This is a genomic window from Streptomyces sp. NPDC037100 (genome assembly GCF_055606225.1).
The window spans coordinates 94,911-118,320 of record NZ_JBVJSX010000006.1; the positions used below are offsets into that span (position 1 = coordinate 94,911).

At 73.4% G+C, this 23,410-nt stretch carries 21 protein-coding genes; 14 read left to right on the plus strand and 7 right to left on the minus strand.

Annotation, left to right across the window (positions count from 1 at the left end; translation table 11 throughout):
- The first annotated feature begins 38 nt into the window (after positions 1-38).
- The 12 genes from ACZ7EG_RS20730 to ACZ7EG_RS20785 all read left to right on the plus strand — a co-directional run bounded on the left by ACZ7EG_RS20730 (position 39) and on the right by ACZ7EG_RS20785 (position 14,145).
- Positions 39-830 (plus strand): Tat pathway signal sequence domain protein, encoded by a 792-nt coding sequence (locus ACZ7EG_RS20730; RefSeq protein WP_471080637.1) that lies wholly within the window; start codon positions 39-41, stop codon positions 828-830.
- A gap of 135 nt (positions 831-965) precedes the next feature.
- Positions 966-2,168, plus strand: coding sequence for an inositol-3-phosphate synthase (locus ACZ7EG_RS20735; protein ID WP_471080640.1), 1,203 nt, complete (start codon positions 966-968; stop codon positions 2,166-2,168).
- Positions 2,165-3,472 (plus strand): SCO3242 family prenyltransferase, encoded by a 1,308-nt coding sequence (locus ACZ7EG_RS20740; protein ID WP_471080643.1) that lies wholly within the window; start codon positions 2,165-2,167, stop codon positions 3,470-3,472. The genes ACZ7EG_RS20735 and ACZ7EG_RS20740 overlap by 4 nt, the downstream gene beginning before the upstream one ends.
- Positions 3,469-4,587, plus strand: coding sequence for a sugar phosphate isomerase/epimerase family protein (locus ACZ7EG_RS20745; protein ID WP_471080646.1), 1,119 nt, complete (start codon positions 3,469-3,471; stop codon positions 4,585-4,587). Before ACZ7EG_RS20740 ends, ACZ7EG_RS20745 begins: the two co-directional genes overlap by 4 nt.
- Positions 4,584-5,279 carry an EboA domain-containing protein gene (locus ACZ7EG_RS20750; protein WP_471080648.1) on the plus strand — a complete coding sequence of 232 codons (696 nt, stop codon included), beginning with the start codon at positions 4,584-4,586 and terminating at the stop codon, positions 5,277-5,279. Before ACZ7EG_RS20745 ends, ACZ7EG_RS20750 begins: the two co-directional genes overlap by 4 nt.
- Positions 5,280-5,309: 30 nt before the next feature.
- Positions 5,310-6,167 carry a TatD family hydrolase gene (locus tag ACZ7EG_RS20755; protein ID WP_471080651.1) on the plus strand — a complete coding sequence of 286 codons (858 nt, stop codon included), beginning with the start codon at positions 5,310-5,312 and terminating at the stop codon, positions 6,165-6,167.
- A gap of 9 nt (positions 6,168-6,176) precedes the next feature.
- Positions 6,177-7,337 (plus strand): metabolite traffic protein EboE, encoded by a 1,161-nt coding sequence (gene eboE / locus ACZ7EG_RS20760; protein WP_471080654.1) that lies wholly within the window; start codon positions 6,177-6,179, stop codon positions 7,335-7,337.
- Positions 7,334-8,722, plus strand: a complete 1,389-nt coding sequence (locus ACZ7EG_RS20765) for an alkaline phosphatase family protein (protein ID WP_471080657.1) — start codon at positions 7,334-7,336, stop codon at positions 8,720-8,722. The genes eboE and ACZ7EG_RS20765 overlap by 4 nt, the downstream gene beginning before the upstream one ends.
- Positions 8,723-8,753: 31 nt before the next feature.
- On the plus strand, positions 8,754-9,569 hold the full coding sequence (locus tag ACZ7EG_RS20770) for a 4'-phosphopantetheinyl transferase family protein (protein ID WP_471080660.1): 816 nt from the start codon (positions 8,754-8,756) through the stop codon (positions 9,567-9,569).
- 140 nt (positions 9,570-9,709) lie between these two features.
- Positions 9,710-10,390: a hypothetical protein gene (locus tag ACZ7EG_RS20775; RefSeq protein ID WP_471080663.1), complete on the plus strand. Its 681-nt coding sequence runs from the start codon at positions 9,710-9,712 to the stop codon at positions 10,388-10,390.
- A gap of 414 nt (positions 10,391-10,804) precedes the next feature.
- Complete coding sequence (locus ACZ7EG_RS20780; RefSeq protein WP_471080666.1) at positions 10,805-11,584, plus strand: ABC transporter ATP-binding protein; 780 nt, start codon at positions 10,805-10,807, stop codon at positions 11,582-11,584.
- Positions 11,584-14,145: an FtsX-like permease family protein gene (locus ACZ7EG_RS20785; RefSeq protein ID WP_471080669.1), complete on the plus strand. Its 2,562-nt coding sequence runs from the start codon at positions 11,584-11,586 to the stop codon at positions 14,143-14,145. The genes ACZ7EG_RS20780 and ACZ7EG_RS20785 overlap by 1 nt, the downstream gene beginning before the upstream one ends.
- Positions 14,146-14,224: 79 nt before the next feature.
- On the opposite strand, the gene ACZ7EG_RS20790 is transcribed toward ACZ7EG_RS20785, so the two are convergent.
- Positions 14,225-15,223: a TauD/TfdA family dioxygenase gene (locus ACZ7EG_RS20790; RefSeq protein ID WP_471080672.1), complete on the minus strand. Its 999-nt coding sequence runs from the start codon at positions 15,221-15,223 to the stop codon at positions 14,225-14,227.
- Positions 15,224-15,528: 305 nt separating this feature from the next.
- The gene (locus ACZ7EG_RS20795; protein ID WP_471080674.1) at positions 15,529-15,774 is read right to left on the minus strand and encodes a hypothetical protein; all 246 of its coding nucleotides are present in this window, start codon (positions 15,772-15,774) and stop codon (positions 15,529-15,531) included.
- Between the two features lie 78 nt (positions 15,775-15,852).
- Between ACZ7EG_RS20795 and ACZ7EG_RS20800 the strand changes: the two genes are divergently transcribed.
- On the plus strand, positions 15,853-16,629 hold the full coding sequence (locus tag ACZ7EG_RS20800) for a 4'-phosphopantetheinyl transferase family protein (RefSeq protein ID WP_471080677.1): 777 nt from the start codon (positions 15,853-15,855) through the stop codon (positions 16,627-16,629).
- A 75-nt stretch (positions 16,630-16,704) separates the two neighbouring features.
- Positions 16,705-17,247 carry a hypothetical protein gene (locus ACZ7EG_RS20805; RefSeq protein ID WP_471080680.1) on the plus strand — a complete coding sequence of 181 codons (543 nt, stop codon included), beginning with the start codon at positions 16,705-16,707 and terminating at the stop codon, positions 17,245-17,247.
- A gap of 121 nt (positions 17,248-17,368) precedes the next feature.
- Here the strand turns inward: ACZ7EG_RS20805 and ACZ7EG_RS20810 are convergent, their stop codons facing one another.
- From ACZ7EG_RS20810 to ACZ7EG_RS20830, 5 genes are all read right to left on the minus strand, one after another.
- On the minus strand, positions 17,369-19,219 hold the full coding sequence (locus ACZ7EG_RS20810) for an AfsR/SARP family transcriptional regulator (protein WP_471080683.1): 1,851 nt from the start codon (positions 19,217-19,219) through the stop codon (positions 17,369-17,371).
- Between the two features lie 417 nt (positions 19,220-19,636).
- Positions 19,637-19,831, minus strand: coding sequence for an acyl-CoA carboxylase subunit epsilon (locus ACZ7EG_RS20815; RefSeq protein ID WP_384167974.1), 195 nt, complete (start codon positions 19,829-19,831; stop codon positions 19,637-19,639).
- A 15-nt stretch (positions 19,832-19,846) separates the two neighbouring features.
- Complete coding sequence (locus ACZ7EG_RS20820; protein ID WP_471080686.1) at positions 19,847-21,391, minus strand: acyl-CoA carboxylase subunit beta; 1,545 nt, start codon at positions 21,389-21,391, stop codon at positions 19,847-19,849.
- 76 nt (positions 21,392-21,467) lie between these two features.
- Entirely contained in the window at positions 21,468-21,899 is a 432-nt protein-coding gene (locus ACZ7EG_RS20825; protein WP_471080689.1) for a hypothetical protein, read from the minus strand.
- A 124-nt stretch (positions 21,900-22,023) separates the two neighbouring features.
- Positions 22,024-22,821, minus strand: coding sequence for an AfsR/SARP family transcriptional regulator (locus tag ACZ7EG_RS20830; protein WP_471080692.1), 798 nt, complete (start codon positions 22,819-22,821; stop codon positions 22,024-22,026).
- Positions 22,822-23,410: the final 589 nt, after the last annotated feature.

Consider the following 23,410-nt stretch of genomic DNA (forward strand, 5'->3'; position numbering starts at 1 on the left):
TGAATCCGCCCCTTCCGCCCCGTGTAAGGAGAACGCGCATGACGCTCAACACCCTGGACCGCAGGAGCGCGCTGCGGGCCGCCCTCGGCGTCGCCGGAGCAGCCGCCACGGCGTCTCTCGTCGGCGCCACGCCCGCCGAGGCCCACGGCCGCCGTCGCCACCCGTCCCTGCCGGAGGTCCCGGGCATGGTCGGCGACCGCTGGGCGAACGAGTTCTGGTACCAGTACGACGAGATGTCGTACTACACCCCGTCCCAGGAGATGAAGGACGCGGTCTACGCCATCGTCGAGCCGTTCGGCGGCTTCACCAAGACCTACGACGCCTGGGTCGAGACCCGCAAGAGCGGCCGCTACCCGCGCAGCTTCATGGAGCTGATCAAGCCCAACAAGGCCGCCTTCGAGGTCATCTCGCGCGAGCAGATCAAGGTCTACGACCAGTTCTACGGCCGTGACCCGCGCGGACTGCTCTTCGCCTTCCAGGAGTACGGCCAGGGCACGCTGTTCGACCCGCGCCGCCCGGACGGCCAGAAGGTCCACATGATGAACTACACGCCGCCGTCGCCCACCCACGCCTACCACCGCTGGCACCCGTTCCTGGCCGGCTTCGCGCTCCTCGGCATCAAGCCGCACTACTGGACCCACATCAACCGGCTCGTGGGCGTCGCCTGGGAGCTGCAGTCGCTGGCCCAGCCGATCACGGACCGCAACGACAACCCGCACCTGCCGAAGCGCACCGTCCGCCGCGTCACCGCCAAGTGGATGTGCCGCGACCGCGCCGAGCTGGACAAGGCCTTCGACGTCTGGCCCTTCCCGGTCGACCTCGGCAAGTAGCGGCAAGCAACGGCAAACCCAGACACAACCGGGCAGGGGCGCCCCGTGCGGCGCCCCCACCGGCCCTCATCCCGACTCGGCTCAGTGCATCTCGACCCGGCTCAGCCCCGTCCCAGCGCAGGAGGCACGCTCACCATGCAGGACACTGCCGGCTCCCTCGGATCCTCTCCCCGTATCGGCGTCTGGCTGGTCGGCGCCCGAGGCTCGGTCGCGACCACCGCCGTCGCGGGCGTGGCCGCCATCGCAGCGGGCCTCGCCTCCGCCACCGGATGCGTCACCGAGTCCGCCGACTTCGCGGGCGCCGGCCTGCCGGACCTCGACGACCTCGTCTTCGGCGGCCACGACGTCGTCGACGTGCCGCTGACGGTGAGGGCGGGCGAACTGGCCCACGCGGGCGTCCTGCCCGCCCCGCTCGTCGCCGCGGTGCGCCCCGCCCTGGAGGCCGCCGACGCCGGGATCCGCGACGGCTCGCCGCTGCCCGGCGAGCCCCAGTACACCACCGCGCGCCGCCTCGCGGCCGACATCGACGACTTCCGCACGCGGCACGGCCTGGAACAGGTCGTCGTCGTCAACGTCTCCTCCACCGAGCCGCTGCCCGAGCCCGACCCCGCCTTCCTCGCCCTCGCCGACCTCGACAAGGCCCTCGCCGCGAGCACGGACCTGCTGCCGCCGAGCGCGCTGTACGCGTACGCCGCGTTCCACGCCGGCTGTGCCTACGTCAACTTCACCCCCTCCGCCGGTGCCGCGCTGCCCGCCCTGGAGGAACTCGCCCGGCTGCGCGGACTCCCGCACGCCGGCCGGGACGGCAAGACCGGCGAGACCCTGGTCAAGAGCGCCCTGGCGCCGATGTTCACGCAGCGCGCGCTCCGGCTGCGCTCCTGGTCCGGCACCAACCTGCTCGGCGGCGGCGACGGCGCCACCCTCGCCGACCCCGCCGCCGCGCGCAGCAAGACCGAGTCCAAGCAGCGCGCCCTGGAGGAGACCGTCGGACACGCCGTCGAAGGCGTCGTGCACATCGACAACGTGCCGGAGCTGGGGGAGTGGAAGACCGCCTGGGACCACATCACCTTCGAGGGATTCCTCGGCGTGCGCATGACCCTGCAGTTCACCTGGCAGGGCTGCGACTCGGCGCTGGCCGCGCCGCTCGTCCTCGACCTGGTCCGGCTCGCCGCGCTGGCCCGTCGGCGCGGGGAGAGCGGGGCGCTGCCCGCGCTCGGCTTCTTCTTCAAGGACCCGGCGGCCTCCGCGGAGCACAACCTGACCCTGCAGTACGGAGCCCTGACCGAGTGGGCGGCCACCTCCGCCGAGCCCGCGCGCCGGTCCGAGGTGGCGCGATGACCACCGCCACCGCTCCGCCGCCGGCCGCCGACGCTTCCGGCGCCCCGGCACCCCGGCAGCCGGGCCCCCGCCGCCGAACCCTGCGCGAACTGACCCGTGGCGCCCGCGACACGCTCACGGCGTGCCGCGCGGCGGCCCGGGCGGCGTCGACGGCGTTCCGGACCGCACGGAAGACCGAGACCCCCTCCGTTCCACCCCGCCCCCGGTACGACACCGGGTACCGGCCCCGTTCCGTCGCGGTCCGGCAGCACGCCACCGCGGTCGCCGAGCTGGTACGGGCGCCCGCCGCGCTCACCGTCCCCGGCGACGTACTGGCCGGTGCGCTCAGCGCCGGCCGCCCGGCGGGCGGGCGAACCCTGCTCCTCGTCGCCTCCTCCGTCAGCCTGTACTGGGCCGGCATGGCTCTCAACGACTGGGCCGACCGCGAGGAGGACGCCCGCGAACGCCCCGAACGCCCGGTGCCGTCCGGGCGGATCAGCGCCGGGGCCGCCCTGGGCATCGCCGGCGGGCTCACCGCCGCCGGCCTCGGCCTGGGCGCGCTCGCCGGCGGCCGCCGCGTCCTGCTGCGCCGTACCCTGCCGCTCGCAGCCACAGTGTGGGCGTACGACCTCGGGCTGAAGCACACCCCGCTGGGACCCGTCGCGATGGCGGCGGCCCGTGCCCTCGACGTGCTGCACGGCACCGGCCCCTCACCTGCCGGTCCCGCGCTGCGCGCCGCGGCCACGGTCGGCGCCCACACCTGGGCGCTGACCCGCCTCAGCCGCCACGAGGTGAACGGCACGCCGGGCCGCGAGCCCCTGCTGTCCCTGGCGGTGACGGCGGCGGTGACCCTGGCGGCGACGGCCGGCACCCTACGTGCTCCCGAGCGTCGGCGCCCGAACACGGCGTCCGCCGCGGCGCGGCAGGCGTCGAGCGGCCCGTCGGCCACCGCGTCCGCAGCGGTGCGGCAGGCGTCGAGCGGCCCGTCGGCCACCGCGTCCGCAGTGGTGCGTCACCTCGTCGGCTCCGCTGCGCGGTCGGCCCCCGGCATCGGAACCGACGTGCCACGGCTGCCCGGACGCTCCATCGCCGTGACCGTCCTGACCGCCGCCGTCTACGCGGTCACCTGCGCCCGCGCCCAGTCGGCCGCCCTGCGCGACCCGGACGCCGCGCGGACCCGGGCCGCGGTCGGCGCCGGCATCCACGCCCTCCTGCCCCTCCAGGCCGCCTTCGTCTCCCGCACCGGCTCTCCGAAACTCGCCGCCCTGCTTGCCGCGGTCCTCCCCCAGGCAGCCCGCCTCGCCAGGAAGGTGTCCTCGACATGACGGCCGACCAGGGCCCCGAGCCCGGCACCCGCCCGGCTCCCGCGGATCCCCACCCGGCTCCCGCGGATCCCCACCCGGCTCCCGCGGATCCCCACCCGGCTCCCGTGGATCGCCGTCCGGCTCCCGCGGATCCGGCTCCCGCCGATCCACATCCGGCCCAAGCGGAGCCACACGCGGCCCAAGCAGAGCCACACCCGGCCCAAGCGGAGCCCCTCCGCTTCGCCTACGGCACCAACGGCTTCGCCGATCACCGGCTCACCGACGCTCTCGCGGTCCTCGCCGACCTCGGGTACGACGGGGTCTCGCTCACCCTCGACCACCAGCACCTCGATCCGTACGCTCCTGGCCTGGCGGCCCGCGTCCGGGACGCGGGGCGGGCGATCCGGCGGGCCGGGCTGGCCGTGGTCGTGGAGACCGGGGCGCGCTATCTGCTCGACCCGATGCGCAAGCACCGGCCGACGCTGCTGAGCGCCGAGCCCGAGGGGCGGGCCGCCCGGCAGGAGCTGCTGCGGCGCGCGATGGTCATCGGGGCCGAACTGGGCGCCGAGGCCGTGCACTTCTGGAGCGGTACGCCCGACCCCGGCACCACCCGGGACGAGGCGTGGCAGCGGCTGGAGGAGGGCTGTGCGACGGCCCTCGCCGACGCCGAGCGGGCCGGGGTCCGGCTGGCGTTCGAGCCGGAGCCGGGCATGCTCGTCGCCGACCTGGCCGGGTACCGCAGGCTGTGGCGGGCGCTGGGCGCACCGGACCGGCTCGGGCTGACCCTGGACATCGGGCACTGCCGGTGCCTGGAGCCGTATCCGGAGCAGAGGTGCGTCGAGCTGGCCGCCGACCGGCTGGCCCACGTGCAGATCGAGGACATGCGGCGGGGTGTGCACGAGCACCTGCCGTTCGGGGCGGGGGAGATCGACTTCCCGCCGGTCCTCGACGCGCTGCGCGCGGCCCGGTACCGCGGCCTGGTCTCCGTGGAGCTGCCCCGGCACAGCCACGCCGCGACGGCGACGGCCCGCCACAGCATCGAGTTCCTGCGCGCCGCGGCGGCCCGGACCGCCGTACCCGCGCCCCGCACTCCGCGTGCGCCCGCACACCTCTCGAAGGAGGTCACACCGACATGACCGCACCCACACTGACGCAGGCGCCCGGGGCCGTCCACGACGCCCTGACCGTGCGCACGCTGAAGGAGTCCCTCCTCTCCGTCCTCTCCTCGGACCAGCGGAACCGTTTCGCCCGGGACACCGCCGCCGTCGCCGAACAGGGTGCCGCCGCCCTGGACACCCGCTTTCCCGCGGCCGGCCGCTACTACGGACGCGGCCCGCTGCCCGGCTGGGCCGGCTGGAGCGTGGAGGACGGCATCCGTACCGTCCTGCTGCTGCGGCTGCCGGCGCAGGGCGGCGACCTGGCCGCGGAGGCGGCCGCCCGGTACCACGGCGGCGACGCCGCCGAGCGCCGGGGCGTCCTGCGCGCCTTGCCGTTCCTGCGCATCGGCGCCGCCGGGCTGACGCTCACCGACGACGCTCTGCGCACCAACGACACCCGGCTGATCTCGGCAGCGCTGGGCCCGTACGCGCGCGTCCACCTGGACCAGTACCGCTGGCGCCAGGCAGTACTGAAGTGCCTGTTCACCGGTATCCCGCTGCACCGGGTCGCAGGACTGCACGAACGCCGTGACGCCGAACTCGCCCGCATGGCGCAGGGGTTCGCCGCCGAACGGCGGGCCGCCGGCCGGACCGTACCGGCCGACCTGTGGCTCGTCGCGACGCAGGAAGCCGCGTATGTCACCGCGGACCAAGCCCCGTACGACGCCTGACCTCACCCACCCCGAGCGGAAGCCACGGCCATGCGCATCTTCGATCCCCACATCCACATGACGTCCCGTACGACGGACGACTACAAGGCGATGCACGCCGCGGGCGTCCGGGCCCTGGTGGAGCCCGCGTTCTGGCTCGGCCAGCCCCGCACCCACCCGGCGAGCTTCACCGACTACTTCGACTCGCTGCTGGGCTGGGAGCCCTACCGGGCCGCCCAGTTCGGCATCCGCCACTACTGCACGATCGGCCTGAACCCCAAGGAGGCCAACGACCCGCGCTGCCTGCCGGTCCTCGACCTGCTGCCGCGCTACCTCGCCAAGGACGGCGTGGTCGCGGTCGGCGAGATCGGCTACGACACCGTCACCGACGCCGAGGAATTCGCCTTCGCCCGGCAGCTGGAACTCGCCGCGGAGCACGGACTGCCCGCTCTGGTGCACACCCCGCACCGCGACAAGGCGGGCGGTACCCGGCGTTCCCTCGACGTGGTCCGCGCCTCGGGCATCGACCCGGCCCTGGTCGTCCTGGACCACCTCAACGAGATCACCGTCGGCGAGGTCGCCGACAGCGGCTGCTGGATGGGTTTCTCCATCTACCCCGACACCAAGATGACCGCCGAGCGCATGGTCGCCGTCCTGAAGCGGTTCGGCACCGAGCGCGTGCTCGTCAACTCGGCGGCCGACTGGGGCCACAGCGACCCGTTGCTGACGCGCGCCACCGCCGACGCGATGCTCGCCGCCGGCTTCGACGAGGACGACGTGGACCGGGTCCTGTGGCGCAACCCCGTCAACTTCTACGGGCAGTCGGGCCGCCTGGATCTCGACGGATACAACGAGACCCAGGCCGCCGGCCTGTTCGCGGGCAACTCCGTCGCCCGCGGTGGGAGCTGAGGTCCCCTCATGCGCTTTCGACACCCTGACGGCAGCACCGTCCACCTGGCGTACTGCACCAACGTGCACCCCGCCGAGACCCTCGACGGCATCGTCGGCCAGCTCGCCGCGTACGCCGAACCGGTGCGCGTCGCCGCCGGTGCCCGGCTGATCGGCATCGGCCTGTGGCTGCCCGCCGAGACGGCCGGCGCGCTCGCCGCCGACCCGGCCGGCGTGGCCCGGCTGCGCCGCGAGCTGAGCACCCGCGGCCTGGAGACGGTCACCCTCAACGGCTTTCCCTACCGGGGCTTCCACGCCCCCGTCGTCAAACGGGCCGTGTACTACCCGGACTGGTCGGAACCGGCCCGCCTGGAGTACACGCTGAACCTCGCCCGGGTGCTCGCCGGACTGCTGCCCGACGGCACTTCCCGCGGCTCGATCTCCACCCTGCCGCTGGCCTGGCGCACCGTGTGGACCTCGGCGCAGCGCACCACCGCCGCTCGGCAACTGGACGCGCTGGCAGAGGGCCTGAAGCAGATCGCCGCCGACACCGGCAAGACCGTACGGGTCGGCATCGAACCGGAGCCCGGCTGTGTGGCGGAGACCACCGAGCAGGCCGTGGAAGTGCTGGCCGGCACCGACCCGCAGTGGATCGGCGTCTGCCTCGACGCCTGCCACCTCGCCGTCGCCCACGAGGAACCGGCCGCCGCGCTGGCCCGGCTGCGTGAGGCGGGCATCCCGGTGGTCAAGCTCCAGGCGTCCACCGCGCTGGAGGTCCCCGACCCGGCGGAGACCTCCGTACGCGAGGTGCTGGCACCCTTCGCGGAGCGGCGGTTCCTGCACCAGACCAGGGAGGCGGGCCCGGGCGGGGCGCTGCTGGCCTGTGACGACCTCGGAGGCGCGCTCGCCGGCGCGCTGCCGGGCCGGGCGCCCTGGCGCGTCCACTACCACGTGCCCCTGCACGAGGAGCCCCCGCCGCCGCTGGCCGGCACCCGCGAGGTGCTGCGCGCGACCCTGCGGACGCTGTTCGCGGGGGAGCGGGCGGTCACCGACCACGTCGAGGTGGAGACCTACACCTGGTCCGTGCTGCCCGGCCACCACGACGACGCCCTCGTGACCGGACTGGCCGCCGAAATGACATGGATGCGTGACGAGTTGCTGGCTCTGGGTCTCACGCGGGTGACGTCGTGACCGGCGACCGGACGGGCCGGCAGGTCGCCGTACTGTGCACGGTCGGCCTGACCCGGCGGCTGCTCGACGAGATGCCGCACGTGCGCGCGGTCGGCGAACAGGGCTTCACCGCCCGCCTGGACACCGTCTTCCCGGCCGTCACCGCGACCGTGCAGGCCACCCTGACCACGGGATCGCTGCCGCGCGAGCACGGGGCGGTGGCCAACGGCTGGTACCACCGCGACCAGGGCGAGGTCATGATGTGGCGCCAGCACAACGGGCTGGTGCACGGCGAGAAGGTCTGGCAGGCGGCCCGCCGCCGCGACCCGGAGCACTCCACCGCCTACCTGTGCTGGTGGTGGGCGATGGGCGCCGACGTCGACACCGTCCTCACCCCCCGCCCCGTCTACCATCACGACGGCCGCAAGTCCCCGGACTGCTACACCGTCCCGGCCTCCCTGCGCGACGAACTCACCGTCGCTCAGGGCGACTTCCCGCTCTTCCAGTACTGGGGCCCGACCGCGTCGATCGCTTCCACCCGCTGGGTCGCGGGCGCCGCCCGGTACGTCGTCGACCGCCGCCGCCCCGACCTCACCTTCGTCTACGTCCCGCACCTCGACTACGACCTCCAGCGGTACGGCCCGGACAGCCCGCAGGCCGTCCGCGCCGCGCGGGAGACCGACGCGGCCCTCGCCCCGCTCCTTGCCGACCTGCGGGAGCGCGGCACGACGGTGGTCGCGCTGAGCGAGTACGGCATCACCGCGGTGAGCCGGCCCGTCGACATCAACCGCGCCCTGCGCCGTGAGGGACTGCTCTCGGTTCACACCCAGCGCGGCATGGAGTACCTCGACCCGCACACCTCGCGGGCGTTCGCCGTCGCCGACCACCAGGCCGCGCACGTCTACGTGGCCGACCCCGCCGACGTTCCGCGGGTACGGGACGTGCTGAAGGCACTGGACGGTGTCGACGAGATCTGGGACCGCACCCAGCAGGCCGACCACGGCATCGACCACCCCAACTCCGGGGAGCTGGTGGCGGTCTCGGAACCGGACGCCTGGTTCACCTACTACTACTGGCTCGACGACGCCCGCGCACCCGACTTCGCGCGCGGCGTCGACATCCACCGCAAGCCGGGCTACGACCCCGCCGAGCTCTTCTTCGACCCGTCGATCCCGGCGGTGAGGGCGAAGGCGGCACTGACCGTGCTGCGGAAGAAGGCCGGGATGCGCGCACCGCTGACCGTGGTGCCGCTCGATCCCGGCCTGGTCAGGGGCAGCCACGGACGGCTGCCCTCCGACGACCGGGACGGGCCGCTGCTGCTGTGCTCCGACCCGGTCCAGGAACGGGACCGCTACCACGCCACCGAGGTGAAGGAACTCCTCCTGCGCCTCAACGGACTGGCCTGAGACCGGCCGTGACGAGAAGAGAGGAGGAGAGATGGCATCACTATCGGCCCCGGCCGCCGCGCACATCGATCACGCGGCGGACATCAGCGACGTGTACGTGCCGGAGACGGCACGCACGGTGGTGGCCCGGCTGGGGGAGAACGGTGCGGCACACGTGTGGTGGTGGCCGCTGAACGAGGCCGTGGACCCGGTCGACTTCGCGCTGCTGGACGAGGCGGAACGGGCCCGTGCCCGCCGCTTCCACGCGGCGCGGGACGCGGCGGCCTTCACGACCACCCGGGCGGGCGCGCGCCGGGCGGTGGCGGAACTGCTGGGCGTGGCCCCGCAGTCCGTCCGCTTCGGCCGGCGCATCTGCCCCGGCTGCGGCGACGCCGAACACGGTCCGCCCGCGGTCGTACGGCCGCCCGTCCCGCTCGCGGTCAGCCTGTCCCGCACCACCGGCTGCGGTGTGCTGGCGGTCCGGGCGGGCGACTGGGTGGGCGTCGATGTGGAGGCGTACCGCACGGTGGAGTCCGCGGCACTGGCGGAACTGGTCCTGACGCCGAACGAGCGCGAACAGCTCTTGTCCTTCGCCGAGGGCCCGGAGCGCACCAGGACCTTCCACCGGGCCTGGACCCGGAAGGAGGCGGTCGTCAAGGCGGTCGGCCTGGGCCTGATGGGCATGCCGCTGAACACCCTGGACGTGAACCCGTCCACGGACGGCCCGCTGACCGTGCGTCACGTGCACCGCGAGCGCACCACGACCTGGCACGTCGAGGACCTGCACCTGCCGGGCCCCTGGTCGGCCTCCCTGTCCCGCCCGTCCGCCGGCCCGCTGGGCCCGGTCCACGTCCACCCGCCCGCCTGACCCCCGTATCGACCCGTCGGTACGGCCCAGCCCCCCGGGGAGCGTCCCCCGGCTCCCGGGGCACCACGGTTCCCGGCCCCCGGCCCTCCCCGGCGGAGGCCGGGAACCGTCCCGGTCGGCATCCCCGCGAGGGAGAAACGATGACCCACACCATCGGCACCGGCAGCCCGGTCCTGACCCCGCCCCCCGAACCCCCGCCGGCCCGCAAGGGCCCCCCGCACACCCCGCCCCCCGGTGCCGCTCTGATCGGCGGCGGACTCGCCGCGGCCGGTGCCGCACTGCTGGCCGGCGTGCTCGCCGCGGGCGCCCTGCGCGACTTCCTGGACCGGATGGCCGGCGTCATCGCCCTGGTCGCCCTTTCCGCGGCCGTCGTACTCGGCCTGGCCACCGCCCTGCGCGGACTGCTGCCGCCCTCGGTCCGCTCGCCCGCGCAGCGTCTGCACCGCGCGGTCGGCGCGGTGGGCGTCGGTGCGCTGCTGACCCACATCGGAGTGAAGGTGGCGGGCGGCCGGGTGGACGCCGCGGCCGCCGCGCTCGGCTGGGGCAGCGGCGACGCCCTGGTCGGCCTGGGCACCCTCGCCTGCCACCTCTTCCTGCTCGTCCTCGCCACCGGCATCTGGCGCGGCGTCTTCGCACGACGCCGCTGGATCCGCCCGTTCCGCATCCTCCACGGAGCCTCCTACGCCGCCTGGGCCGCCGCCATGGCCCACGGCCTCACAGCAGGCCGCCCCCCGGCCCCCTGGGTCATAGCCGCCTACACGACCAGCGCGGCGGCAGTGACAGCGACGCTGATCCTCCGCTGGACCCGGGGCCGCACCTGACGGGAACGCAGCCGACCCCGACAACGGGCGCCCCGCCGGTCCGGCCGAAGGCCGCCACCGGCGGGGCGCCGTTGCCGGGGGCGCCGTTGCCGGGAGCGCCGTTGCCGGTCCGGACAGGCCGCCGGCCGCCCGGACCGGCTGCGGCGCCCATGTCCCGGCCGGGGTCACCGGTGAGGCGCACGGCCCGGGGGCGTGGGACCGGACCCCGCCCCGCCCCTGTCCGAGCCACCGCACCCGCCCACTTTCGGACGATCCTCCGCTTCATCGGCTGGAACCCATGCCCCGGTCCACCCGTTCGGCCCCTTCCCATAGGGCAGATATAGATCGGAGGGCCAGATTCGATCCGATGCACTTCCGCTGTCGGCGGAGGCGCTCACGCCCCACGCGACGATGGATGGAGAGGACTGGTCACGCATGATGACCGAGAGGACCAACACCGAGCCGCGCAGCGGCACCGTCACCCGGAGCCACGCCCTGCGGCTGGACGAGGTCAGCAAGGTCTACGGCAGGAACGGCCGTGGCGTCCGGGCCCTCGACGGCGTTTCCGTGGGCATCGAGCGCGGCTCGTTCACCGCGGTCATGGGCCCGTCCGGCTCCGGCAAGTCGACCTTCCTGCACTGCGCGGCCGGCCTCGACAAACCGACCACCGGCCGCGCCTGGATCGGTGACACAGAGCTCGGAGGGATGAACGAGACCCAGCTGACCAAGCTGCGCCGCCAGCGCATCGGCTTCGTCTTCCAGGCGTTCAACCTGATCTCGTCCCTCTCCGTGCGCCAGAACGTCGAGCTGCCCCTGCGGCTGGCCGGCGAGCGCTTGGACAAGCGGTGGCTGGAGGAGATCCTGGCCCGCGTCGGCCTCGGCGGCCGGGCCGGCCACCGCCCCGCCGAACTCTCCGGCGGCCAGCAGCAGCGCGTGGCCATCGCCCGCGCCCTGATCACCCGCCCCGACGTCATCTTCGGCGACGAGCCGACCGGCGCCCTGGACACCGTCACGGCGAAGGAGATCCTCTCGCTGCTGCGGTCCTGCGTGGACGACACCGGCCAGACCGTCGTCATGGTCACCCACGACCCCATCGCCGCCTCGTACGCCGACACCGTCCTGTTCCTCGCCGACGGCCGCCTGGCCGACCGTATGCACGCCCCGACCGCCGAGCGCGTCGCGGACCGGATGACACACCTGGGAGCGTGGGCCTGATGCTGCGTTACGCCTTCCAGACCCTCAGGGCCCGCAAGGGCGGGTTCATCGGCGCGTTCCTGGCGCTGATGTGCGCCGCGGCCCTGGTCACCGCGTGCGGCATCCTCCTGGAGACCGGCCTGCGGGGCACCATCGGCACCGAGCGGTACGCCGCCGCCCCGGTGATCGTCGGCGGCGACCAGAACGTCCACCAGACCACCGTCAAGAAGAAGAAGGGCAAGACCAAGACCAAGCACAAGGCGAAGCCGCTCGCCGAACGTGTCTGGCTGCCCGGCTCCACCGTCACCGCGCTGGAGAAGGTGCCCGGCGCCCGGGCCGTCGTACCCGAGATCACCTTCCCCGCGTACGCGGTCGGCCCCGAAGGCCGCGTCGTCGAGGGCGTCGACGGCAAGCCCTCGTACGGGCATGCCTGGGCCTCGGCCGCCCTCACCCCGTTCACGCTGGTCGACGGCGCCGCGCCGACGTCCGCCGCCGACGTCGTCGTGGACCGCGAACTCGCCGGCCGCACCGGCCTGAAGACCGGCTCGAAGCTCACCGTGCAGTCGACCGACGCCCCCCGCACCTACACCGTCAGCGGCATCGCGGCACCCACCGGCGGCGACCTGAAGCAGCAGACCTCGCTCTTCTTCTCCACCGCCGAGGCCCAGCGGCTCTCCGGCCGCGACGGACAGATCACCGCGATCGGTGTGCTGCCCGCGAAGGGCGTCGGCACCGCCGAACTGGCGGCCCAGGTGAAGAAGGCACTGGACGGCACCACCGCCCAGGTCGTCACCGGCGGCGACCGCGGCCCGGTCGAGTTCCTGGACGCGGCGAAGGCCCGCATCAAGCTCGTCTCCATGGGCGGCGCCATCGGCGGCACCTCGCTGCTGGTCGCGATCCTCGTGGTCGTGGGCACCTTCGCCCTGTCCATCCAGCAGCGCTACCGCGAACTCGCCCTTCTGCGCGCCATCGCCGCCACCCCCAAGCAGGTACGGCAGCTCATCGGCCGCGAGGCCTTGATCGTCGGTCTGCTCGCCGGGGTGCTCGGCGCCGCCGCCGGACTGCCGATCGCGTACTGGCTGCACCACAAGTTCGTCGGCTTCGGCACCATCCCCGACACCCTGGAAGTCACCTTCAGCTTCTTCCCGTTCGCCGCCGCCGTCGGCGCCGCCCTGCTGGGCGCCTGGGCCGCGGCCCGCATCTCCGCCCGCCGTACCGCTCGTATCCGGCCCGCCGAGGCACTCGCCGAATCCGCCATGGAGCGGACCGGCTTCGCCTGGGGCCGCTTCCTCGCCGGAGCGCTCACCCTGGCCGGCGGGATCGTGCTGCTGGCCGTACTGAGCGTGCTGAAGACCGAGCCGGCGTCCACGCCGGTGACCTTCCTGACCGTCGTGGTGCTGGCGGTCGCGGTCTCCCTGCTCGGCCCGGTCATCGCCCGGCTCGCCGTCGCGGTCCTGGGCGTCCCGCTGCGCGCCTCGCGCGTCGCCGGCCACCTCGCCACGGCCAACGTCCGCGCCAACACCAAACGGATGGCGTCCGCGATCACCCCCCTCGCCCTGCTCATCGGCATGGCCTGCACGGTGCTGTTCGTGCAGACCACGATGGGCGACGCCGCCTCGGCCCAGGCCGAGGACGGCAACCGGGCCGACTGGGTCGTCGCCTCCTCCGGCCCCGGCGTGCCCGAACAGGCCGCCGACGCGCTGCGCGCCACCCCCGGCGTCACCGCGATCACCGAGGTGGTCCGTACGACCGTCCGCGTCGGACTCGACAAGTACCCCTCGCAGGGCCTGTCCACGGACGGCCTGCGCAAGAACTGGGACCCGGACGTCAGCGAGGGAACACTGGCCGGCTTCGGCACCGGCAGCGTCGCGCTCAGCGAGGTCGCCGCCGACCACCTCGGCAAGAAGCCCGGCGACTCCCTCAAGATCACCCTCGGCGACGGCACCGTCGTCACCTTGAAGGTGGCCGCCGTCTACGCCCGCGGACTCGGCTTCGGCGACCTGACCATGGCCCACGACCTGGTCGCGCGGCACGTCGACAACCCGCTCGCCTCCTCCGTCCTCGTCCAGACCGCCGACGACGGCACGGCGGGCCGCGAGCAGCTGCAGAAGGCCGTCGGCGCGTTCCCGGGCGTCGGCGTCCTGGACCGCGGCCAGGTCGAGGACCTCCAGGCCGAGGTGCAGCAGAACAACGCCGAGGTCAACTACGTGGCCATGGGGCTGATCATCGCGTTCACCGCGATCGCCGTGGTCAACACGCTCGCCATGTCGGTCTCCGACCGCTTCCGTGAGTTCGCCCTGCTGCGCCTGGTCGGCACCACCCGCCGGCAGGTCATGGGCATGCTGCGCATCGAGTCGCTGGTCGTGGTGCTCATCGCCGCGGCGCTCGGCAGCGGCATCGCCTTCGCCGTCCTGACCGCGTTCAGCATCGGCATGACGGGCACCGCGGCACCCTCCGTCGACCCGTGGATGTACCTGGGTGTCCTCGGCTTCGCCGGCGTCCTGGCCCTGCTGGCGACGGTCGTACCGGGCCGGCTGTCGCTGACCGGCCGCCCCGCGGACGTCATCGGCTCCCGCCAGTGAGGGCACCCCGCCGCGGCACCGACGGCTGAAGGGCCGGCCCCGCGGGGCCGGCCCTTCAGCCGTGGAGCGCCGTCCTGTCCTAGTCCAGAACCGCGCCACCGCCCTTGCGGTCCACCCGGCTACGGCGGTTGTCCAGGTGCGCGTAGACCCGCTCCAGCCAGCGGTCCGCGCCGTCGTAGCGCGGAACGAAGGAGGTACGGCCGTGCACCGCGACCCGGTTGTCCACGACGGCGAAGTCCCCGACCCGCAGCCGGTGCGCCGTCATCGTCTCGACGAACGCGTCCCGCAGCCCGGCCATCGCCGCCTTCGCCGTGTCGTCCAGCGGGTGGGTGGCGGCGAAGTCGATCAGCACGTTGGGGTCCTCCGGGTCGCCCAGGAGCACCGGGTGCGCCGACCGGACGCTGTCGAGGCTGCCGAACGACGGCGGCGGCTCGGTCAGGAACCGCGGCTCGGCGAGCACCCGGCGCGCATCCTGCGACAGCAGCGGCAGCGCGCGGCGGACGGAGGAGGTGCACAGTTTCGCGTCACCGGTCGGGTCCTCCCGTATGCAGAGCAGCCCCACGTAATCGGGCCGGTTGTCGTGGAAGGCGTTCTCCACGTGCAATTCCAGGAGTACCGAACCGGCGTTGCTCTGTGATTCCTCCCGGCCCTTCACCGGCACCACGTTCTGCACCAGGGCGCCGTTCTTCTCGCTCCGGAAAGAGATCACCTCGCCGAGTTGCAGCATCAGCGAGGTGATGACGGAGGCGGCGGTCGTCGGAACGCGCTCGACGGAATTCGGCACACTCGGCGTCGGCGGCAGCGGATCGCCCGCCACCACCGGCAGATTGCGCAGCAGCAGCACCCCGTCCTGGCCCGGATCGTGCCGGAACGCGCGCAGCGTGGCCAGCAGCGTACGAGGCATCAACGAGGAGGCGGCGAGCGCCGCGCCCAGCCACTCGGAGCTGTCGATGAGCGGATGCCCCGGGCCGGTCAGCCGGCGGGCCAGGGCCACCAGCTGCTCCCTTTCCCGTTCGCTGAGTTCATGCCCGGTCACCGTGTTCGACGCGGCCGGACCCAGCATCTGAATCTGAGTCATAGGAGAGATTCCTCAGGTTGTCGGCAATTTCCCGGGCAATTCTGGGAGCCGGTCCTATCGCGCCCCTATGGGCCGTCGGTATAGGCCGTCAATAGTCCTGAGGAGGAGGCTCGAGAACAGTGACCGTACACATCTGAGCACGACTGAACAGCCCGGTCGCCCCGGCGGACGGGTGCGGAAAGGAGACGCGGGACATGACACTTCCACGCGATCGAAGCCGGGCGGAGGCCCCCGGCAGGGCAGAAGAGGAGCCCCGCACCACCGCGGGCAGCACTGCGCGGGTTCGGGGGAGCGGAGGGACGGGATCAGGTGCGGCAGCCGAGGCAGCGGGGGCGCCGGGTGCGACCCGGCCCGGCGAGGGGCTCGGGTCCGGCGAGCGGTCCCGGCCCGGCGGGGACGGCGCCGCCGCTTGGAGCACCTGGCCGGGCGAGGCGGCCGGCCTCCGTGAAACCGGTGCCGCCGGTCAGGATGCCGGCCACGCGGAGGCCCGGACCGCCTCCGGAGGCGCCCACCCCGGCACGGACGTCGACGCCCGCGGCGACGTCGCTCACCGGGGCGGTCGTACCGCCGGCGAGGACCCGTGCCGCGGCGACGACGTCCCCGCAGCTCCCGGCGCTGTCCGCCCCGGCGTGCGCGCCGACGCGGATCCGGGCGCGGGCCCGGCCGCCGCCGTCGACCGGATCATCGCCCGAGGCGAGGCGCACGTGTGGTGGTGGCGCTGCCCCGAGCGGGTCGACCCCGCCGACCTCGCGCTGCTGGGCACGGAGGAGTTCCGGCGTGCCCTCGGCATGCTCGCCGAACGGGACGCCGCCGAGTTCGTGCGCACCCGGGCCGGAGCCCGCCGCGCGCTGGGCGAACTGCTCGACATCTCCCCGGCCACCGCCCGGCTGGGACACCGGCGCTGCCCGGGCTGCGGCGCGGACGACCACGGCCCGCCGCTGCTGGTGCGCCCCGCGCTCCCACTGGCGATCAGCCTGAGCCGTACGGGCGGCTGGGGCGTCTTCGCGGTCGGCGCCGGCCTCGCCATCGGCGTCGACGCGGAGGCGCTGCGCCCGGTGCGCGAGACGCTGTTCGCCGGATCCGTACTGACCGAGGCCGAGCGGTGCCATCTGGACGCCATGGCTCCGGGCCCGGCCAGGCACGCCGCGTTCCACCGGGTCTGGACCCGCAAAGAGGCCGTCGTCAAGGCGGTCGGCGTGGGCCTCGTCGGCACGGAACTGGACCAGCTGGAGACCCAGCCCGACCGGGACGGCCCGCTGCGCGTCACCCACCACGGCATCGGCCGCCCCACCGAGTGGACGGTGGAGGACCTGCGCCTCTCCGACCACCTCGCGGTGGCCCTGGCCCGCGCGGCCGGCCCCGCGGCCCGCGGCCCGGTCCACCTCCACCCGCCCACCGGCACGTGACCCGGCGGCCCGTCCCCGGCCCCCCGGGCTCCGGCCGCTGTCCCGACCGCACTCCGAGAGAGGACGTCACGCATCATGACCACGGAATCCGTCGCACCCCCGGTCCGTCCCGCGGACCTCGACACCACACTCCGCCGGCCCCACACAGGTCACCTGTCCGCTGCCGAGCTGGCCGCGTACTTCGACACCCTCGCCGAGGCCGTCCGGCGGATCGACCCCGGCCCGTCCGCGCCCGGCGGCTGGGAGAACCGGGAGCGGCTGCGGTTCTCCACCTGGGTGCGCGCGGCCTACGAACACCCGCTGTCGGCAGCTGTGTTCGGTCACCCCGACGCCGGTGCGGCCCGTTCCGCGCAGCACCGCCAGGCCACCGAACTCGGTCTGCGCATGGACGTCTCGGGCACCGGTATCCGCCCCGCCCGTCCGACCCCCCACGTCCGCGCCGCCGCAGCCGTGGCCGCGGTCTGGTCGGTCACCGCGCTGGCCGTCACGCAGTCCCCGCGGCCCCCGCGCGAGCGCGTCGTCTCCGACGCCTGGCGGATCGCCCAGGAGATCATCGCCCCGGCCCTGCTGACGGCCGGCCCCGGCTTCACCCGCGCCCGCACCCGCGGGGCGTGGTGACGTGTCCGGCTCACAGGACTCCCCGTACGAGGGCGAAGCCGAGAAGGAGACCGCGTACAGGCACACGCACACGGGCAGCGCCACGTACAGGCACAGGAACAGGGACAGCGACACAGCCGGATCACCCCGCCCCGGTGACGGGCGTGCCCCGCGGTGCCGCGGGCACGAGCGCCGGCGCGGACTCCTGCTCCCCGGGTCCCCGCGGTTCCCACGGGGTCGCCGCCGCGAGCAGCCGTACCAGCTCGTGACAGTGGTACAACGGCCGTCCCTGGTCGTCGAGTCCGGACAGTTCGAGGAGCGCGGCGTCGACGAGGGACTCCAGGGCGTTCTCCGCCCTGTCCTCCGACAGTCCCAGCCGGTCCCCGGCCCACCGCGCGGGGAACGGCTCGCCGTCCGCTCCGCCGAGCGCCCCGAACACCGACCGCTCGACCGCTGTGAGCTGCTCCACCGAGGACCCCAGGACCCGGCTCAGGTCGAGGTCGCCGAAGGCGAGTTCGGCGAGCCGGGCGGCGGGGTCGGCGAGCCGGGCGGCCAGCCGGGCCGCCGTCCAGTGCGGCCGTGCCGCCAGCCGGGCACCCGCGATGGCCAGCGCCAGCGGCAGCCCGCCGCAGTACGCCACCAGGTCCTCGGTCCGGTCCGGGTCCTCCAGCAGCCGCTGCCGTCCCGCGCGGGCGGCCAGCAGATCGAGGCCCGCATCGTCGTCCAGCAACGGCAGCGCGAACGTGTCGCCCGCCGTCACCCGGGCCAGCCGCCGCCTGCTGGTGATGAGGACGGCGGACGGCCCGGCCGGCAGCAGCGGAGCGAGCTGCCGGTCGCCGGAGACGTTGTCCAGCACCAGCAGCAGCCGCCGGCCGGCGGTCCGCGTCCGGTACAGCCGTACCAGCTCGTCCAGATCGCCCGCGGGCAGGTTCGGGTCGCCCTCGCCGAGCGCCCGCAGCAACTGCGCGAGTACGGCGCGCGGAGCCCGCGGGGCGCCGTCCGAGCCACAGAGTTCGGCGAAGAGCAGTCCGTCGGGGAAGTGCTCCCCGTTCTCGGCGGCGGCCCGTACCGCGAGCGCGGTCTTGCCGATGCCGGCCATGCCGGTCACCAGGATGCGCCGCTGTGCGGGCTCCTCGTGCCCCAGCCGCCCCCGCAGTGCCCGCAGTTCGTGCTGCCGTCCGACGAGTTCACCGTCGGAGGCCGGCAGCATCGAGGGCACCGGACCGGTACGCCCGGCTCGCGCCCCGGCGGCCCTCCCGAGCCCCAGCTCGCCGCCCAGCACGGCCTGGTACGTCGACCCGAGCACCTCGCCGGGGTCGATGCCGAGCTGCTCGGCGAGGACGCCGCGCCCCTCGTAGTAGACGTGCAGCGCGTCCGCCTGTCGGCCGCACCGGTACAGCGCGGTCATCAACTGGGCTCGCAGCCGCTCCCGCACCGGGAACGAGGCGACCAGCCCGGTCAGCTCAGCCGTCACCCGCTCGTGCCGCCCCAGCTCCAGATCGGCCTCGATCCGGGACTCCAGGGCGAGCATGCGCTCCTCCTCCAGCGGTGCCAGCTCGGCGTCGAGCAGGTGCTCGGTGACGTTCGCGAGCGCCGGCCCCCGCCACAGCCGCAGCGCCCGGCGCAGCGACTCCGAGGCTTCCTCATACCGCCGTTCCGCCAGCGCCCGCCGGCCGTCCCGTTCCAGCCGCCGGAATTCGACCAGGTCGACCAGGGCGCCGGGAGCGCGCAGCACGTACCCCGGAGGCCGCCGTACGATCTCGACCTCGTCGCCCAATTGCTTGCGCAGCCGGGACATGTACGTGTAGATCTGCGCGCTCGCCGTCGCCGGCGGATCCCAGCCCCACAGCAGTGAGCTGAGCCGCGCGTCGGACACGACCCGGTCCTGCGCCAGCAGCATGGCGGCGAGCACCGTGTGAATCTTGGACCCCGAGAGGGCAACCCGCTCGCCGTCCCGTACAGCCTCCACCGGCCCTAGGACCAGAAACTCCATGGGGCACCCCCCTTCTGGTGCGGCCATTCCTACAGTTGAAGAAGGTAGGAGGCGCCGTTATCGGGGGGTTATCGCCGCAGCGCGGCCCGCTCCCCGGGGCCGTGTGTCGTGAGCCGCCGCAGATCAACCGCCCTTCTGGCCGCCGCTCTTCGCGGGGTCGGCACCGAGCCTGAGCACGCGCCTCCGTCGGCGCCGGCCGGGCCGTCGGCCTGGGCCTCTCCGACTGCCGAGGCTCTGCTGCATCGCCCCCGAGCGGCCACGGGGGCGCACGCCGGGACAGGCCGGTTGCAGGGCAGCACATGGTTCACCAGGGCCCCGCCGCGTGGAGGGCACGCACGCGGCCGCCCCCGGCCCGGGTGACGACGTTCCCGTCGTGACCCGGGGCACCGGGGGCGGCCGCGTGCCGGACGCGGTCCCTTACGGGGCCTGCCAGCTGTGGGGGGCGTGGAAGAGGTCGGGGCGCCAGGTGGTGGTCGAGCCCGGGCGGTCGGGCTCGGCTCCGGGTGTGGTTCTGGGGGCCCGGGCGAGGAAGAGGACCGTGAGGGCGGCGAGTTCCTCGGGTGTCACCGCACCCTTCTCTATGCGTATGCAGGCCGTGGACAGGGCGGTCATGGGGTGGGACCTCCGTCACTGAGGGGGGTTGCCGTGTTTGCGGGCGGGACGGTCGACGTGCTTGGTCCGCAGCATCGCCAGCGAGCTGATCAGCACCTCACGGGTCTGGGCGGGGTCGATGACGTCGTCCACGAGACCGCGCTCGGCCGCGTAGTACGGATGCATCAGCTCCGCCTTGTACGCCTTGACCAGTTCGGCGCGTTCGGCCTCGGGGTCCTCCGCCTCGGCGATCTGACGGCGGAAGATCACGTTGGCCGCGCCCTCCGCGCCCATCACCGCGATCTCGTTCGTGGGCCACGCGTAGGTGAGATCGGCGCCGATGGACTGGCTGTCCATGACGATGTACGCGCCGCCGTACGCCTTCCGGAGGATCAGAGATATGCGTGGCACGGTCGCGTCGCAGTACGCGTACAGCAACTTGGCTCCGTGCCGGATGATGCCGCCGTGCTCCTGGTCGACACCCGGCAGGAACCCGGGAACGTCGAGCAGTGTCACGAGTGGGATGCTGAAGGCGTCGCACAGCTGCACGAACCGCGCCGCCTTCTCGCTCGCCTCGATGTCCAGGACACCGGCGAGGAACCGGGGCTGGTTGGCGACGATGCCCACCACCTGTCCGCCGAGCCTGGTCAGCGCGCAGATGATGTTGGGGGCCCAGCGTTCGTGGACCTCCAGGTACTCACCGTCGTCGACGATCTCCTCGATCACCTGCCGCATGTCGTACGGGCGGTTGCCGTCCACCGGGACCAGGTCGACGAGAGCCTCGCAGCGCCGGTCCGGCGGGTCTTCGACCGGCAAGGCAGGCGGTGTCTCCCGGTTGTTGCCCGGCAGCAGGGAGAGCAGATAGCGCACCTCCTCCAGGCAGGTCTCCTCGTCGTCGTAGGCGAAGTGGCACACGCCGCTGGTTTCGGCGTGCACATCCGCGCCCCCGAGGCCGTTCTGGGTGATCTCCTCACCCGTTACGGCTTTGACCACGTCCGGACCTGTGATGAACATCTGCGAGGTCTCCCGGACCATGAACACGAAGTCCGTCAGGGCGGGTGAGTACGCCGCGCCGCCGGCGCATGGGCCGAGCATCACGCTGATCTGGGGGATGACCCCGGACGCCTTGGTGTTGCGGCGGAAGATCCCGCCGTAGCCGGCCAGGGCAGTGACCCCCTCCTGGATGCGGGCGCCCGCGCCGTCGTTGAGTGACACGAGCGGGGCGCCCGCGGACATGGCCAGGTCCATGATTTTGTGGATCTTGGAGGCGTGGGCCTCGCCGAGCGCCCCGCCGAAGATGCGGAAGTCGTGCGCGTAGACGAAGACGCGGCGGCCCTTCACGGTGCCCCAGCCGGTGATGACTCCGTCCGTGTACGGCCGCTTGGCTTCCAGGCCGAAGCCGCTCGCCCGGTGCCGGCGCAGGGGCTCCACCTCGTGGAACGAGTCCTCGTCGAGGAGGAGGTCGATCCGTTCCCGGGCAGTCAGTTTGCCCTTGGCCTTCTGCGCGGCGGTGGCCTTCTCGCTCGGGCCGGCGTGCACCCGCTCCCGGATCTCGGCCAGCTCCGCGACCTGGAACCGCATGTCTCCCCCTACCAGTAGTCGGCAGCCCCGGCGGCGTCGTCCGGTGGCGAGGCGTTGCGAGAGTCGTGACGCAGGGTCAGTTGCTCAGTCGGCGCAGACCGTTGATCTGCAGAGCGGCGAAGCCTCCGACGACGACCGCCTGCATCAGGGTCCAGACGGTGCCCACGGTGTTCGGATCGAACCAGCCGAATACGGCGGTGGCTACGCTCGCGACCGTCCACAGCAGGTTGGCCTCGATGACCACCTTGGTGGGGCCGGCCGGCGGTACCTGACGGCCGGCCAGAACGGCCACGAGGATGCCGTACACGGTGAGGAACGCACCGATGCCGCGCAGCAGCCCGGTGTCCAGGCCGAGCAGATCACCGACGGGGCCGGCGGCGAGCAGGTAGATGAGGCCGTTCCCGGCGGTCACGGCGGCGTCGAGCGTGAGGAACATACGCAGAGGGCGCGCGGCCGCCACGCGTCCGGCGGCGGCCACGGGGCGGGCAGAGGTCTGACTCGTGGTCATGGGAGGTCTCCGAAGGTGTGGGTGACTGCTCATGTACGTTTCTGTCGTCCCGGGAGATCGTCGCAATACGGGCTGACCCGGCGCTGACGGCCGGCTTACACGGCCGGAGCGGACGGGAGGGAGCTCACGCCGGCTGGAGTATGACCGACGCCGGGGCGCCACACGCGAGGGCCGGGTCGTGCGAGAGAATCGCGTTCTCCACACGGCGGAGCGAGGGCGAGGGTTCGATGCCGAGCTCGTCGGAGAGGTGCTGCCACATCCGGCGGTAGACATTCAGTGCGTCGGCCTGGCGGCCCGAACGGTAGAGGGCGATCATCAGCTGCTCGCAGAAGCGTTCCCGCAGGGGATGGTTGGTATGGGCATCGTGGAGCTCGGCGAGTACGGCCGCGTGGTTGCGAAGACTCAGCTCGGCGTCGAAGCGGAGTTCCATGGCCCGCATGCGGTGCTCCTCGTAACGGCCGCACGCCAGCTGGCACAGGGTGCCGCCGGGGAAATCGCCGAAGACGGGGCCGCGCCACATCGCGAGGGCCTCTCGGAGCAGACGGGCGGTGGCGGCCGGATCACTGGCAGCGGCGACCTCCGCCTGCCGGACGGTCTTGGTGAACTCGGCGGCGTCCAGCTCGCCTTCTGAGACGGTGAGCCGATAGCCGGAGGGGTGGATGGTGACCCGGGAGGAAGCCCGGTCGGGTTCCAGGCTCTTCAGCTTCCGACGCAGGCGGCTGATGTGGGCCTGCAGGGCGTTCGCCTGGTTGTCCGGGACCGAGTCGCCCCACATCTCCTCGACGAGGCTCTCGCCGGAGATGGACTGCCCCTCGTTCACCAGAAGTGTCTGGATGAGGGTTCGCTGGAGATCACCGGAGATCTCCGCGGGACCTAACGCGGTACGGATCTGGAGTGCGCCGAGAATCGAGAAGCTCAGCATGACGTTTTCCCCCTTGGCGTTCGGGCGGCGAAGACGGCTGAACACGGGCGGGGGCTCGTCATGGCCGTAGGAGCCGCAGCCTGGGGCCGCGGACCGACCGGCGCGTGGCGACCTCCGAGGTCTTCGGGATCGACCCTGGAGCTTCCTCCCGCATGCATCCTGCCACAGAATAATTCCTTTGAGAAGGTATTTTTCTGCTGTGGTCGTTGCCGAGGAAGCGGGAACGGCGGTGCCCTGGCGGTGGGTGACGAGCGCAGGCGGCCCGGGAAGCGGGCGGGCCGGACGCCGACACCTCGACGGGCCGCCTGGGGTGGCGGCCCGTCGAGGTGGGTGCTCCGCCGGTACGGGGGGGCGGCGGAGCTCGTGGGCGTCCGGAGGTCGCGGCGCCTTGGAGGCAGGGCGCCCGGGCGGCCGGATCGCTGCGACTGCGAGCCCGCATTTCGAAGCGGCCGGAACTCCGGAGCAACCTGAATTCCAGCGGCCGGCGACAACCGGTCTCGGCAGGGCGGAGAGGGCAGGATTCGAACCTGCGTGGGTTTTTAGGCCCGACCTCAAGGTGTTCTTGTGGTCCCCGTTAAGCCGCTCCGGG

Coding starts and splice junctions, on each gene's coding strand:
- ACZ7EG_RS20730 (WP_471080637.1), top strand. CDS start 39: ATGACGCTCAACACCCTGGACCGCAGGAGCGCGCTGCGGGCCGCCCTC.
- ACZ7EG_RS20735 (WP_471080640.1), top strand. CDS start 966: ATGCAGGACACTGCCGGCTCCCTCGGATCCTCTCCCCGTATCGGCGTC.
- ACZ7EG_RS20740 (WP_471080643.1), top strand. CDS start 2,165: ATGACCACCGCCACCGCTCCGCCGCCGGCCGCCGACGCTTCCGGCGCC.
- ACZ7EG_RS20825 (WP_471080689.1), bottom strand. CDS start 21,899: ATGACCACGAGTCAGACCTCTGCCCGCCCCGTGGCCGCCGCCGGACGC.
- ACZ7EG_RS20820 (WP_471080686.1), bottom strand. CDS start 21,391: ATGCGGTTCCAGGTCGCGGAGCTGGCCGAGATCCGGGAGCGGGTGCAC.
- ACZ7EG_RS20790 (WP_471080672.1), bottom strand. CDS start 15,223: ATGACTCAGATTCAGATGCTGGGTCCGGCCGCGTCGAACACGGTGACC.
- ACZ7EG_RS20755 (WP_471080651.1), top strand. CDS start 5,310: ATGCGCATCTTCGATCCCCACATCCACATGACGTCCCGTACGACGGAC.
- ACZ7EG_RS20810 (WP_471080683.1), bottom strand. CDS start 19,219: ATGGAGTTTCTGGTCCTAGGGCCGGTGGAGGCTGTACGGGACGGCGAG.
- ACZ7EG_RS20780 (WP_471080666.1), top strand. CDS start 10,805: ATGATGACCGAGAGGACCAACACCGAGCCGCGCAGCGGCACCGTCACC.
- ACZ7EG_RS20830 (WP_471080692.1), bottom strand. CDS start 22,821: ATGCTGAGCTTCTCGATTCTCGGCGCACTCCAGATCCGTACCGCGTTA.
- ACZ7EG_RS20775 (WP_471080663.1), top strand. CDS start 9,710: ATGACCCACACCATCGGCACCGGCAGCCCGGTCCTGACCCCGCCCCCC.
- ACZ7EG_RS20770 (WP_471080660.1), top strand. CDS start 8,754: ATGGCATCACTATCGGCCCCGGCCGCCGCGCACATCGATCACGCGGCG.
- ACZ7EG_RS20805 (WP_471080680.1), top strand. CDS start 16,705: ATGACCACGGAATCCGTCGCACCCCCGGTCCGTCCCGCGGACCTCGAC.
- ACZ7EG_RS20785 (WP_471080669.1), top strand. CDS start 11,584: ATGCTGCGTTACGCCTTCCAGACCCTCAGGGCCCGCAAGGGCGGGTTC.
- ACZ7EG_RS20750 (WP_471080648.1), top strand. CDS start 4,584: ATGACCGCACCCACACTGACGCAGGCGCCCGGGGCCGTCCACGACGCC.
- ACZ7EG_RS20745 (WP_471080646.1), top strand. CDS start 3,469: ATGACGGCCGACCAGGGCCCCGAGCCCGGCACCCGCCCGGCTCCCGCG.
- ACZ7EG_RS20815 (WP_384167974.1), bottom strand. CDS start 19,831: ATGACCGCCCTGTCCACGGCCTGCATACGCATAGAGAAGGGTGCGGTG.
- eboE (WP_471080654.1), top strand. CDS start 6,177: ATGCGCTTTCGACACCCTGACGGCAGCACCGTCCACCTGGCGTACTGC.